Source organism: Metabacillus malikii (genome assembly GCF_030813355.1).
In the GTDB taxonomy this organism is placed as follows: Bacteria; Bacillota; Bacilli; order Bacillales; family Bacillaceae; genus Metabacillus; species Metabacillus malikii.
Genome location: NZ_JAUSUD010000023.1, coordinates 1 through 12,903, shown reverse-complemented (window position 1 = coordinate 12,903; position 12,903 = coordinate 1). Strand labels below are relative to the sequence as shown.

The 12,903-nt window shown below is 34.6% G+C and carries 19 protein-coding genes; all 19 read left to right on the top strand.

Annotated features, from left to right (window positions below; all coding sequences use genetic code 11):
* Positions 1 to 161: 161 nt before the first annotated feature.
* On the top strand, positions 162 to 701 hold the full coding sequence (locus J2S19_RS18330) for a sigma-70 family RNA polymerase sigma factor (RefSeq protein ID WP_307344750.1): 540 nt from the start codon (positions 162 to 164) through the stop codon (positions 699 to 701).
* Complete coding sequence (locus J2S19_RS18325) at positions 694 to 2,109, top strand: DUF4179 domain-containing protein (protein WP_307344748.1); 1,416 nt, start codon at positions 694 to 696, stop codon at positions 2,107 to 2,109. Before J2S19_RS18330 ends, J2S19_RS18325 begins: the two co-directional genes overlap by 8 nt.
* A gap of 264 nt (positions 2,110 to 2,373) precedes the next feature.
* Positions 2,374 to 2,577 carry a hypothetical protein gene (locus J2S19_RS18320; protein ID WP_307344746.1) on the top strand — a complete coding sequence of 68 codons (204 nt, stop codon included), beginning with the start codon at positions 2,374 to 2,376 and terminating at the stop codon, positions 2,575 to 2,577.
* A gap of 261 nt (positions 2,578 to 2,838) precedes the next feature.
* Positions 2,839 to 3,060, top strand: coding sequence for an HAD family hydrolase (locus J2S19_RS18315; protein WP_307344744.1), 222 nt, complete (start codon positions 2,839 to 2,841; stop codon positions 3,058 to 3,060).
* Between the two features lie 262 nt (positions 3,061 to 3,322).
* Positions 3,323 to 3,592, top strand: a complete 270-nt coding sequence (locus tag J2S19_RS18310) for a hypothetical protein (RefSeq protein ID WP_307344742.1) — start codon at positions 3,323 to 3,325, stop codon at positions 3,590 to 3,592.
* A gap of 396 nt (positions 3,593 to 3,988) precedes the next feature.
* Entirely contained in the window at positions 3,989 to 4,486 is a 498-nt protein-coding gene (gene dfr, locus J2S19_RS18305) for a DfrD/DfrG/DfrK family trimethoprim-resistant dihydrofolate reductase (protein WP_307344740.1), read from the top strand.
* A 155-nt stretch (positions 4,487 to 4,641) separates the two neighbouring features.
* On the top strand, positions 4,642 to 4,857 hold the full coding sequence (locus tag J2S19_RS18300; protein WP_307344738.1) for a hypothetical protein: 216 nt from the start codon (positions 4,642 to 4,644) through the stop codon (positions 4,855 to 4,857).
* The gene (locus J2S19_RS18295; RefSeq protein WP_307344736.1) at positions 4,850 to 5,335 is read left to right on the top strand and encodes a DUF4871 domain-containing protein; all 486 of its coding nucleotides are present in this window, start codon (positions 4,850 to 4,852) and stop codon (positions 5,333 to 5,335) included. The genes J2S19_RS18300 and J2S19_RS18295 overlap by 8 nt, the downstream gene beginning before the upstream one ends.
* Positions 5,336 to 5,614: 279 nt before the next feature.
* Complete coding sequence (locus J2S19_RS18290; RefSeq protein ID WP_307344734.1) at positions 5,615 to 5,947, top strand: ABC transporter; 333 nt, start codon at positions 5,615 to 5,617, stop codon at positions 5,945 to 5,947.
* 88 nt (positions 5,948 to 6,035) lie between these two features.
* A complete protein-coding gene (locus J2S19_RS18285; RefSeq protein ID WP_307344732.1) occupies positions 6,036 to 6,842 on the top strand; it encodes a class I SAM-dependent methyltransferase in 807 nt (268 codons plus the stop codon).
* Between the two features lie 106 nt (positions 6,843 to 6,948).
* Positions 6,949 to 7,176, top strand: coding sequence for a YczI family protein (locus J2S19_RS18280; protein ID WP_307344948.1), 228 nt, complete (start codon positions 6,949 to 6,951; stop codon positions 7,174 to 7,176).
* 264 nt (positions 7,177 to 7,440) lie between these two features.
* Positions 7,441 to 7,746 carry a hypothetical protein gene (locus J2S19_RS18275; protein ID WP_307344730.1) on the top strand — a complete coding sequence of 102 codons (306 nt, stop codon included), beginning with the start codon at positions 7,441 to 7,443 and terminating at the stop codon, positions 7,744 to 7,746.
* A gap of 135 nt (positions 7,747 to 7,881) precedes the next feature.
* The gene (gene sigY / locus J2S19_RS18270) at positions 7,882 to 8,403 is read left to right on the top strand and encodes an RNA polymerase sigma factor SigY (protein WP_307344728.1); all 522 of its coding nucleotides are present in this window, start codon (positions 7,882 to 7,884) and stop codon (positions 8,401 to 8,403) included.
* The gene (locus tag J2S19_RS18265) at positions 8,393 to 8,734 is read left to right on the top strand and encodes a YxlC family protein (RefSeq protein WP_307344726.1); all 342 of its coding nucleotides are present in this window, start codon (positions 8,393 to 8,395) and stop codon (positions 8,732 to 8,734) included. The genes sigY and J2S19_RS18265 overlap by 11 nt, the downstream gene beginning before the upstream one ends.
* 437 nt (positions 8,735 to 9,171) lie before the next feature.
* Positions 9,172 to 9,375 carry a PLDc N-terminal domain-containing protein gene (locus J2S19_RS18260; protein WP_307344724.1) on the top strand — a complete coding sequence of 68 codons (204 nt, stop codon included), beginning with the start codon at positions 9,172 to 9,174 and terminating at the stop codon, positions 9,373 to 9,375.
* Entirely contained in the window at positions 9,375 to 10,280 is a 906-nt protein-coding gene (locus J2S19_RS18255; RefSeq protein ID WP_307344722.1) for an ABC transporter ATP-binding protein, read from the top strand. Before J2S19_RS18260 ends, J2S19_RS18255 begins: the two co-directional genes overlap by 1 nt.
* Positions 10,277 to 11,056: an ABC transporter permease gene (locus tag J2S19_RS18250; protein WP_307344720.1), complete on the top strand. Its 780-nt coding sequence runs from the start codon at positions 10,277 to 10,279 to the stop codon at positions 11,054 to 11,056. The genes J2S19_RS18255 and J2S19_RS18250 overlap by 4 nt, the downstream gene beginning before the upstream one ends.
* 299 nt (positions 11,057 to 11,355) lie before the next feature.
* Entirely contained in the window at positions 11,356 to 11,658 is a 303-nt protein-coding gene (locus J2S19_RS18245) for a hypothetical protein (protein ID WP_307344718.1), read from the top strand.
* A 409-nt stretch (positions 11,659 to 12,067) separates the two neighbouring features.
* A complete protein-coding gene (locus J2S19_RS18240; RefSeq protein WP_307344716.1) occupies positions 12,068 to 12,733 on the top strand; it encodes a M23 family metallopeptidase in 666 nt (221 codons plus the stop codon).
* Positions 12,734 to 12,903 lie beyond the last annotated feature (170 nt).

Here is a 12,903-nt window from a genome sequence, read left to right as displayed (position 1 = left end):
CAGGAGAGATTTTGTTCAAAAAATAGAGAGCAGAAACTAAAAATCGTTTTCTGTTTATTTTTTTGAACTCAGGATTTATTTTCAAGATATTAAAATATTTTTAAAATGTTGAAACTTTTATTGGTGATAGAGTCCACTAATAGGTGAAGGGGGGATAATTGATGGAAGCAGAAATCCACCGATTAGTTAAAAAGGCAATCAAAGGTAACAAAAAAGCATTTGAAAAGTTGGTTCAACATCACTATGAACAAATCTACCGAACCGCATATCTTTATGTACATAACGAAGCAGATGCATTGGATGTGGTTCAGGAGGCAACCTATCAGGCTTATAAATCCATTAACTCGTTACGAAATCCAGAGTATTTTACGACCTGGCTCACCAGGATTGTGATTCGATGTTCGGGACAGGTGATAAAGAAAAGGGACAATGTCATTCCGTTGAGTGATGAATTATTATCAAGTTTACCAGATGAATCGAATTCTAATATTGATAAGTCTTCACAACTTCTAGATGCCGTTTTGCAGCTAAGACTGAATTATCGTACAGCCATTATATTATTCTACTATTACGATTACTCGATCAAAACAATTAGTCATGTGATGGAAATTCCAGAGAATACCGTAAAAACATATTTGAGTAGAGGAAAAGCAGAGCTAAAAAAGATTTATAAAAGTGAGGAGGACAAATGCCATGGATAACAAAGAAATCAATGATGCAATTGACCAAATACCTGTCCCAAAAGAAAAAGTGTTTAGCGCCATTTCCAAAGGGATAAACAAGGATGTGGATCGAGGCTTTGGAAAGAAAATGAAAGTTTTTACTGGTGTAGCGACTACTGCTGCTATTCTAGGAATCACGATGGCCTCCGGATTTTTTAATCCTACCATGAATAAGGTACTGGCTAATGCCCCTTTAATAGGTGTCATCTTCCAAGAATTTAACGATTCAACAGGTGTTGATTTAGCTAATCAAAATGCCGTTACTGAATTGAATCAATCTATTACAAAAAACGGAGTGACTGTCAAAATGACTAGTGCATACTTTGATGGCAGTGTGGTGTCAATTACGGGATTTGTAAACGATAAAGTTGAAAATGGGAGAAACGAAAAGGGTGAAGTAAGTTTTGATGTTAACTTTGAGCATAATGAAGGGGATCATGATCCTTGGCTGGGTGGACGATCAACGGATATAAAGAAGGTAGACAATGGGTATAAATTCCAATGGAAAATGAACTATCCATATAAAACAATTAATGAAAATTTTACTCTCCCTATAACGATCCATAACATTAATGGTATAGAAGGAGAATGGAATTTTAATATACCTATACAACAAAAAAAAATTATTACACTTACCACAAATCATGAGGAAAAGTATCCAGAAGAAGAAGTCAGGATTAATATAAAAGAAATTCAAACCGCGAAAGCCACATCTACACTTATTTATGAGACTGTGGGAAAATACAAAGGTGATGACATAATTATTTCAAAAGCAGTTGATGATAAAGGAAACGTATATCAATTTGGAAATCGAACAGAGCTCGAAGATTCCGCACAAGAAGATGGCTATCATCGTACCGTTCGGACAGAGATGACCAAGCTAAATTCAAGTGCGACTTCACTAACTTTTTATCCATATTTAAACATAGCAGTCCCAAAAGGTGAGCGACTATTAGATGAAAAGTCCTTTTCGATAAAAAGTGAGCGCGAAGATTTTGGCCTACAGGTAAACAATGTAACACAAGCCGGAGAGCAATTAGTAATAGACTACCAAATCACTGGTCTTTCGAATAACTTAAGCCAGAAAAGATTAGAAACTATTCATCATAACTTGGAATATGCATTTTGGTTAGTGGATGACAAATATAAATCAAAAATTTACCCGGAAAATCCATGGCCTCCTAAAAACCACGGAATTCCCTTTAATAAAGTAAAAATGATTGATAAAGCAACAGCACACTACCAATCTACATTTGATTTAAACGGAGAAGAAAAAATAGAGAACTTTAAGCTTGAAAATACAATCTTACTATTTAACTTTTCAACCTTTGTTTCAACTAAAGAATTAAAACCATTTACTGTTGATCTTCCAGTCGTGGAAGAATAATCATTTACAATAGTTAACTATAAGGACAAAGAGGGATTCTATAAATTCATTGAATAAGTAGTAAATCGGGACGATGACTTATGTAGTCAACGTCTCTTTTGTACTAGTTGAAGTTTGTTAAATATTGTACATAAACCATAGGATGCGATTTTTTAACAAAGAGGTAACGTTAAACCACATCTAGAAGGATAGTAAAATAAGAAGGACATATGGCTATATAAATAGAATTAAATGGAAATGGGAATTTATTTTGGGGGAGATTACTTGTCTATTAAGGCTATCTTTCTAGATTTTTATGGAACTATTGTACATGAGGATGGTGAAATTATCTCAAATATTTGTAAGCAGATAAAGAGAAACTCAAAAACAGAGGCAACATTATCGGAAATTGGTAGCTTTTGGTGGGATGACTTTTCTAAATTATTTCAGAATAGCTATAGCGAGACTTTTCAATCACAAAAGTATTAGAGACTATCTCTATAAAACATACACTTTCTCACTTTGGCTCGACATTAGATGAAAATGCATTAAGTGATTTAATGTTTAAACATTGGATGAAACCTACTATTTTTAATGATTCATTGGAATTTTTCAAACGAAATACAATTCCCGTATATATACTATCGAATATTGACACTTTTGATGTGAAAGCAGCAATTGATTTTCACAAATTAACGGTCAGAGAAGTCATTACAAGCGAAGAGGTAAAATCATATAAACTACGTCCAAATGTTTCAAAAAGCTCTAACATTAAGTAATCTATCAAAAGATGAGGTTCTTCACGTTGGTGATTCTCTTTCAAGTGATGTGAGTGGAGCCATGAATATGGGGATTAAAAGTGTCTGGATTAATCGAAATAACAAAGAAATTAAAGGAACTAAAAAGCTGAATTATATGATTCATAAACTAGATGAATTACTTAAACTCGATGTGATTGCAAACATGACGTAAAGCCCCGACATCAACTAAAGAGTGCGAATGTTGAACAAATGTATACTTCTCTTCTGGTTGATGTTGAAGCATGTAAATGGTATAAGAAGCGTACTTTGTAACAAATGTACTCTAAAATGTTTAACCGATTAAATATTAATATTTATGCAGTTCAGCTATAAGTGCGAACTAACAGTTTTCTTCAACTATAGAATCAGTCTTAAGATTAGATAGGGAATTGAGAATACCAGAGTGACAAACTATATGAAATCGGAGGAGTTAGATGACAAAAGATAATTTCCATCTATTTACAACTATCGGAGCTACATTATTTGTAATCGGTTTTATCCTATTGTTCTTCAGCACTAACTTTGGTACTGCAATGGCTGACAATTGGCTTATGAAACAAGGTGAAGCGGATACTTCTATGTTTCATATTAGGATTGAAAGCTATATAACTAATTTTGTAGTTTCTGGGGGAATACTTTTTGGTATTGGACTTTTCACTCTTATCCTAACTAATTTTATAAAGATGATTTTTACGAAAGAGTAGTCAGCATTGTCAAACAAGAGGTCAGTGTTGAAAGAGATAGTCTTATTGAAGGGTCCGATACTTATTATATGAGTGTCGTATTTATTCATTATAGGAGCAGCATTCCTGGATGAAGGAGGGACATTCGTTGAGTGATAAACTTATAATTTTATTAAAGTAATATGTTTTGTTGTAATTGCTCTTTCCAGTGTAATGATAGCCTAGGAGCTTATGAATATCAGACAAATTCTACATTCTTATGGCCATTAAGAGCTATTAATTTCACTAGCCTGATGCTCCTAGATGAGATAAAGTGTTTTTCTTCTTTTTGAACTAAATATTTAGATTAGACAAATTGGAAATCTCATATGAAAAAAGAAATTACATTGTAAATTTGTTAAAAAGGCTGTGTTTAATATGAAAGTTTCGTTAATTGTTGCGATGGATAAAAATAGAGTGATTGGTAAAGAAAATGATATTCCTTGGAGAATTCCGAAAGACTGGGAGTATGTTAAACATACGACAAAGGGACATCCAATTATATTAGGTAGAAAAAACCTTGAATCTATTGGAAGAGCTCTACCTGACAGAAGGAATATCATTTTGACGAGAAAAAAGGATTTTACCTTTAATGGTTGCGAAATCGCTCATACAGTAAATGATGTTTTTGAGTTGTGTAAGAATGAACAAGAAATCTTTATATTTGGCGGAGAACAGATTTATAGAATGTTTTTGCCTTATGTTGAGAAAATGTACATGACAAAAATCCATGATGAGTTCGAAGGAGATACGTTTTTTCCAGAAGTGAATTATAAAGAATGGAATGAGGTATCTGTTAAAAAAGGGATTAGAAATGACAAAAATCCGTATGAATACTATTTTCATATTTATGAAAGAAAAACTTTATTAAACTAATGGGAAGCGATACTTTAACAAAGGGTATCGTATTTTTTGTTGTACTAAAGGTGCAGAATGGTTAAAAAGGACTTGGGGATTATTACTATATTTGTAACAGACTATGGAATTAATTCGTCTAAATTAAGAAAGGTAATTGGGGGGAAATATAATCGATGAAAAAAATGAGTTCGTTTATTATTTTATTTTTATTATTAATTGGTTTATATGGTTGCCGACAAAATGGTGAAACATTAAAAAAGATAACAATTGATTCAATAGAGAGTAATTCCGAAACATTAGTTATTGAGGATGCAAACACAATTGAAAAGATTAAAGCAGCAGTAGAAAAAGCAGAAAAAAATCGGGTTGAGGAGGAAATAAGTGAATAGGATCCTATTTATTGTCATTGTATTTTTGCTTGTTATGAGTATTAATGGTTGTTCAAATGAGACATTTAAAGAGACCAAGGAAAGTTGGGAAGAAAGTCCGACACTTGTAAAAGAAGTCATCGTTACCGATGATGGGCAAACGGATGAATTTATTTACCGTATTGGAGACAATGGGAAACTTGGATTTGGTGAGTATGGACCTTTTAAAGCAGGTGAAACTCAAAAATACATGTGGCATTTTTGGGGTAAACAGGAAACACTAACACAACCATTTAAGGTCATTGGAATCAATAAAGAATCAGGTGAAGAATTAACTGTATTTGAGTTTTCCACCAATAGTTCACTTGCGCCAAATAATGGGGCAGACCATCACATTCCTTCCATGATGACATTACCAAGTGCAGGTATATGGAAGTTAGAAGTATATTTTGGTGAGGGAATATTTGGTCATGTTATTGTGAATGTAAAAGATGATTAGGAACAATCTTATTGAGTATCGGGCAGCGGTACTGCAATTTTAAGGTATCGCAACTATATGGCTATCAAATTATGAGGTGGCTTTATTTAATAGACCGAAATTAAACTATGTTTCCGTAAATATAAAAGAAGTATTGTTCAACTAAATGGTGCGATACTTCAACAAAGAGGTATCGCAACTTCTTATTGTACAAACGAAGCAGAATAGTAGAACAATAAATAATAATATCTGTGTAGCTAAATTGCATACTAGGACGTGATTAAAACGGATAAAAGGTTATTGGAGATATATAACGAATGGGAAGCTAAATTAAATAAGGACGAGTGGTATTTTTGTAATTCTTTCGAAGCTATAACCAAAGGTATGTCTTCTGAAGAAGCTTATAACTACATTCCAAGAGTTATAGATTTATTGTTGGAATTAGACGATGACTTTTTAATATGGGAAACTATATACTTTTTAATTGAACTGTATAATATTGCTGACACCACTCAGATACATCCATATCTTGAAAGTAAATGGTCTGTTTTAACCCAACATTTGAAGAATTATCCAGAATCGAATGCTACACCATTTAAAGAACTTAAGACACAGTTGAGACTAAAAGATTGATTGTTTATCTTCTTCAACTTTCAGGTGCGTGAGTCTAGGGGTTAGGTTGCTGCTGCGGCCAATTTTACTTTGGAGAGAAGGGGAAATAATGGTAAACCAGAAAGTGTTATATGATGTAATGAGACATCAAGAGTGGGTACCTCCTCATAGTGACGAATGGTATTCTCAACTAGGCGGTAAATACAATTATCCTTGGAAATCTGAATTCGAAGAGCCAACAGCTGAAATGGTGTTGTCGCAAAAGATTGATTCATATGTAAATGAAAATTTTCGTATACTTGATGTTGGATGTGGTCACGGTGAGTTTACATATCAATGGTCGTCAAAAGTAAAGGAAGTTGTAGGAATTGATGTTATAGAAGAGTTTATTTATACAGCAAATATAAATAAACCCTCAGATTCATTAAGGTTCATAACTGTTAATGCTAATGAAAAAGTACCTTTCCCCGATGATTATTTTGACTTAGTATATTCGAAAAAAGGACCCTGGATTTCTGTATATTCTGAAGCTAATCGGATTACTAAGCGAGGTGTGTTAGTGATAGGTCTTTATCACGGAGGAACTGACGGAGGTTTAAGAGACCTCTTCCCTGGTTTATATCATCCTATGCCTGTAAATCCTTACGACTTAGAATATATATCAAGGAAATTTGAATTTGATAAAAGTGAATTAACTGATTTTAATATCGAAGTTATTGAAGAAGTAGAGTACCTTTCAACTCCAGAAGATGTTTTAATAAAAAAATGTTTTGGTCAAAACGAGGCTTTAAAAGCAGTAGCTTGGAAAGAATGCTTAAAAGATATTGAAGAAATTTTCTATAAAAATGCTACGTCTAAGGGGTTAAAAGTAATTAATTATTATCACTTAATCACTGCTAGAACTAAATTAGGATAACTAATAAAATAGGTTTCTTCATTAGCTAAACGTGTGCGATACTCACAACAAAGAAGTATCGCATTTTCTATTGTACTAAGAAGCAGAGGGGTGTTTATTATTGTTAATGATTTTAAGAGTGATTTTTGCAGTAATCGTTGTTTTTATCGCAGGATATGGATTGATTACTAAGAATTTTGATTTCCAATCATATATGATGTTTTTCTTAAGTTTAATGATGTTAGTTATGGGATTAGAAGAATTTCGGAAAGAACGAAAAGTTATGGGTTGGATTAGCATCGTTACTTTTGTCTTTTTATTATTTGTATCACTTCTAGGCTTTTTCTTGAACTAAAGATGCTATTGTCAAACAACCTAGAACTGTATAAAAGCCCGCTATTGGAAATGAAATGATGGAAGTTTATATTAAGTTCAGATTTATTGAAGACAAAGATGGCCCCTTTACCTGTTGTGTTTCTTTTCATAAACCAGATCGTCCAATTACATACCCCGTCGTAATGAAAGTACATAACACAATAGAATAGAAATTCTGGGCAAGTCATTTATATTTGAAATGACAGAGACATACGACTCATTACGAATGGGAGGTAGAATACTTATGATTGTTAAAATTGAATTTTGTTATGAAACTGATACGGAGTATATGATTTGTCCTGCAAAAGTTGGAAGAAATGTTCGCCAATTACAAAGAGACTTTGATAAATGGTTATATAACAGGGAGAACAATCATCCTTATTGGGAGTTAGCCCATGTAGACGAAGAAGGTAACGAGTTTTATGGAGTTTGTTTTAATGCAGATGCTTTTGTATATTGGCTTAACAATGTAAGGTTTTATAAAGGAAAACAGGTTGCAAGATTGATAGATTCCCCAAACAAACGACCTAAAAAGACTATCAGGTTCTAATATACATAGGGGTATCCTTTTTTTGGAGTTCCTCATTGCTTTGTAAAAATAAAATTTAACACACCTATTTTAAAATGAACGATTTCCCCCAGTTAGCCGTATTACATATAGACATTATGGTATGGAGTAGATTTCATGGATGAAAAGGAATTAATACAAAAGGCGAAAAAAGGAGATACACTGGCACTTTCTAAACTGCTACAACAGAACTATTCGTTCCTCGTAAAATATTTATTGAAAGTGACCCTTCATCCACAAATCGCAGAAGATTTAACACAAGAGACGATGATGAAGAGTATTGAAAAGATCCAACTGTACAATGGGGAATCGAAGTTTTCTTCATGGCTAATCACGATTGCAACAAACCTTTACATCGATCAGCAGCGTCGAAAGAAGCGGGAGAAAAGCTGGCAAGAACAAGCGCTTCGTAAAATGAAATGGCAAGCGAGTAATATGAATGAAGAATGGGCCGATGTCCTTGATGTACTTGCTACAATTAATGAAGAAATTAGAATGCCAATCGTCCTAAAGCATTATTATGGATATTCTTACAAAGAAATCGGGAAAATGATGGGCATTGCAGAAGGAACCGTAAAATCTCGAGTTTCAAATGGTCTTAAAAGTATACGAAAGGAGTTGTCTGAACATGAAAGATGATCATTCTACTAAGAGAGAGCAAGTGTTGGATACTGATGAACAAACGGTCAAGCAAATAGTAGATGGTTTAGACAAAATTTACCAATGGAACACGGTATCTACACCAGACCTACAATGGTTTCAACAAAACGTTGAATTACAACAAAAGAGAATACGAAGAAGGCAATGGAAAGACCTCATCACGTTTATTTCTGTTGCAGCTATTGTGCTTTCAGTCGTGATTGCGATCGTTTATCGTCAGCCGATTCTTTTTCTATACTTTCAGCTAGTTGGAATTATTCTCCTGCCCATATCAATTATCAAAACAAGAAAGCGGGTCGGTAATGAATGAGTTCAAACGAAATACCATTTGGATTTTGGGTCTTGATTGCCTTCATTCTAATTTGTCAGGGCTCATGGATGTTTTGGGATGCGCGAAAGAGAGGTCATAATGCATGGCTATGGGGGTTTTTAGGACTAATTCAATTTCCAACGTATCTGCTTATCTATCTTATCTTTGTAAGGAAAATATTTAGAAGAAAAGTCTCAGGAGCAAATTCCTGAGATTTTTTATGCTTAAGATATAAAATCTTGAGATGTGGATAAGCGCTTCTACATCCAGCGCCTAGCCCCTCGGGATAATAACCACTAATGAAACTTGTCTTCCAATCATTTGCGTCTTATTTGACCTAGGCTAATCAAGGCGCCCTTAACTTTTGTTATTTTGAGTGAACGATTCGACGAACGTAATCGTATTAAGGGTAAATAGATAACTTGGAGGAGAAGAACATGATCGAACAGTTAAATGATATACCTTGGGCAGCGATTGCCCCACTAATTGTCTTACATTTGATTCTTATGATTACGGCACTCGTTTCTTGTATAAGAGAAGAAGAAACGAGAGGTCCAAAATGGATGTGGATTCTGATTATTCTTTTTATCAACTTAATAGGACCAGTGCTTTACTTCGTAATCGGAAGGAGAAATGATTAATGGAGCTATTAAAGGCAAACGATTTAGTAAAAAGATTTGGAAAGATGACAGCTGTGAACGGAATCAATTTTCATATTGAAGAAGGCAGATGTGTTTCCTTACTTGGACCAAATGGAGCAGGGAAAACAACGACATTAAAAATGCTATCGGGATTGTTGCAACCGACCTCAGGCAGTATGGAATTTAATGGGGAAAAAGCAAAGGATTTAAGGCCGTTTATTGGGTATTTACCACAATATCCAGCTTTCTATAATTGGATGAGCGGGAAGGAGTTTCTTGTTTTCACAGGCCAACTAGCAAAACTAAGTCGTAAAGAAGCCGAAAAAAGAAGCGAAGAATTGCTTGAAAGAGTTGGATTAACAAATGCGAAGAAAAGGAGCATAGGGGGTTACTCTGGTGGAATGAGACAACGTCTCGGATTGGCACAAGCACTGATTCATCGTCCGAAATTACTCATATTAGATGAGCCTGTTTCAGCACTGGATCCACTTGGGAGACGTGAAGTGTTAGACATGATGCGGGAGATTAAACAAGAAACAACGATTCTCTTTTCAACCCACGTCCTCCACGATGCAGAAGAAATCAGTGATGACATCCTGATTATGCATGATGGGGAAATTGCTATTTCAGGGAGTATTGGAACTGTCATTAACAAATATCAACAGCCTATTCTACAAATTGAATTTGAGTCACAAGTAGACGACTGGCTCAAGACTATCGAGAGTTATAGTTTTATATCAGAAGTTACCATTGAAGGACATAAAGCCAGCATCGTTTTAAACGATATTGTGAACGGTAAACAAACGCTATTAAAAGAAATCGTCGATCGAAAACTTCCGGTTCGGAAATTTGAGATCGCGCAAACGACCTTAGAAGATTTATTTATGAAGGTGGTGAAGGCATGACCCAGTTTACAGTTCTATATCGAAAAGAAGTAACAGAAATGATCAGAAATTATAAAATTTTATGGATTCCGATTGTGTTTATATTGTTAGGTGTGATGCAGCCAGTTAGTGCGTACTATATGCCACAACTTTTGGACACGTTTGGCGGGTTACCAGAAGGAACAATCCTTGAAATGCCGCTTCCAACTGGAGAAGAAGTATTAATGCAGGTTCTCTCAAACTACGGGATGCTAGGTGTCCTCATTCTTGTCTTAAGTGCAATGGGAATCGTTTCAGCAGAAAGACAGAGTGGAGTCGCAGGGATGGTCATGATAAAACCAGTACCATACTCCTCTTATATCTTCGCAAAATGGGCGGGGTTAATCACCGTTACATTGATATCATTAGTTATCGGATATATCGCATCTTGGTACTATACGGGCTTACTTATTGAGACCGTCGAGTTTGAACGTATGATTCAAAGTATAGCAGTATACAGCGTATGGCTAGTATTTGTCGTCACAATGACGCTCCTTTTTAGTACGTTAATGAAAGGAAATGGCAGTGTCGCTTTTCTTACAATTATTGTCGTATTTGCCCTTTCAACGGTTACATCCATTTTTGAAAAGTATATGAAGTGGAGTCCGGCAACAATGACTGAACACACAGGAAAGGTATTGATGTCAGGAGAATTAGATTCTAGTTTCTTGCTAGCTTTTATTACTACGATAGCCATGATCATCGTCGTGCTCATCTCATCGATACAAATCTTTAAGCATAAAGAGCTATTGGACTAGATAAAAAAGGTCTCCTACTTAATTTGTAGAATAGTTGAATGGAGCAACAATATGGAACGTTGCTCCTTATAATTAAAAATACTTCTCGGAAAATTCCTTTCGTAGTCTACCACTTAGCTTTGTATTTTTTAAAAGGTTGCGGTAAAAATTCTTCTATTCACTTATCGTATTCTTACAATTCCCATGCTTTTAGAAATGGGGCATATCTAGAAAAGATGGAACTTTATTAATATAGAAAGTAATTTATATGAATGCATTTGAGAAATTATATATTTTTTGAAAGTGGGTTCAATAATCAAATGAGAATATGTTTTATATCAGGGGCACTATTCGTATCTATTTCATTATTAATTGCATGGATAACAGATTATTACGAATTAGTTGTTTATATAAATTTAATTGTAGGTTTAATAAGTTTAACTATAGCCTTATATATGCAGATTGGAATGGTTTGGTTTTACCGTTATAACCAGTTTAGGAATAATCATGATTATGCAGATTATAAGGGGAGAAATCGACTTAAATATAAGTTCTTTGCATTTGGTGTACCGAATGTAGTGTTCGGTGAGATAGTAAACAGATTATTTGATATTTGGACTTAGATGAATGATACATCTCAGGCCCTAGCTAAAAATGGATCCCAGGTCCGCTAACAAGAACACATTGGCATTTTACAATGGCAATATAAGGAATGACACATGTGTGAGGAATGAAAAGTTAAAATGAACTTTTTTTAGGAAATGTGTTCTTACTTATATAAGTTTTCTTTGTTAGGGGGAGAGAATTATTTTAGCAAACTATTTTAGAAGAATAGGTGTAATAAACTCTATTTTAATAGCCATAGTCTTCTTTTTGTGGTTTAGTGTTTTTTTTATAAATGGTTTAATCGGTGCTTATGCTTGGGCGTTACTTAAACTGGTACTTCCTATTATAGGATTCATTGGCATAGTAATTAATATAGTAGTATTTATTTACGGTCGCATAAAAAGGAAAAAGAATCATAAACGATTCGTGAATTTTATTGTAAATCTGGTGTTAGCTTTCCCGATTCTAATGACCTTGAATATTATCCAGCTCATCTATCCAAGTGATATAGAGTATGTTAAACCTTCGCTCACAGCAAAATGGCCATTCGGTGAAGAAACTGTTGTCGTTTGGGGCGGTGATTCGCTTGAAAAAAATTTAATACATGTCACATGGCCATCAGAAAGGTGGGGTTATGATTTAGTAATGGAGCCCTATGATATAGGCAGTAAAAATAACGAGGATTATGGGATTTGGAATAAAGAAGTTTATTCTCCGGTTTCGGGTGTTGTGATTGCTGCTTACGATGATGAAAAGGATATTGCCCCTGGTTCAGAAGACTTTCTTTCACTAGAAGGTAACCATGTTTACATCAAAATAGATGAAACCGATACGTACCTTTTACTCAATCACTTAAAGCAAGGAAGTGTGACGGTAAAGGAAGGAGATCGGGTCGTTCCAGGAGATGTAATCGGACGTATCGGGAACAGCGGGTCAACATCAGAACCGCATTTGCATATTCATCATCAAAGACAAGACCCCACAAAAGTTCTCCATCCTATTTTAGCAGAGGGTCTACCATTATATTTTGATGGGATTAATGGCAACGCTATGCCAGAAAAAGGAGATATTATACTACCTGATCCTGAATAGATATGGGAATCATTCTAGACTGATTTATACTTTTACTATTGAACAATCGTGCGCATTTCTTGAATAAGAATGCGTCTTTTGTGCGCTTGGCAGCGTATCGGACTAACGGGTGAAAGTCCCGAACACACCGTAGTGGCGGAAGTGTATAGCTGACAGGTAGTGCATTGTCG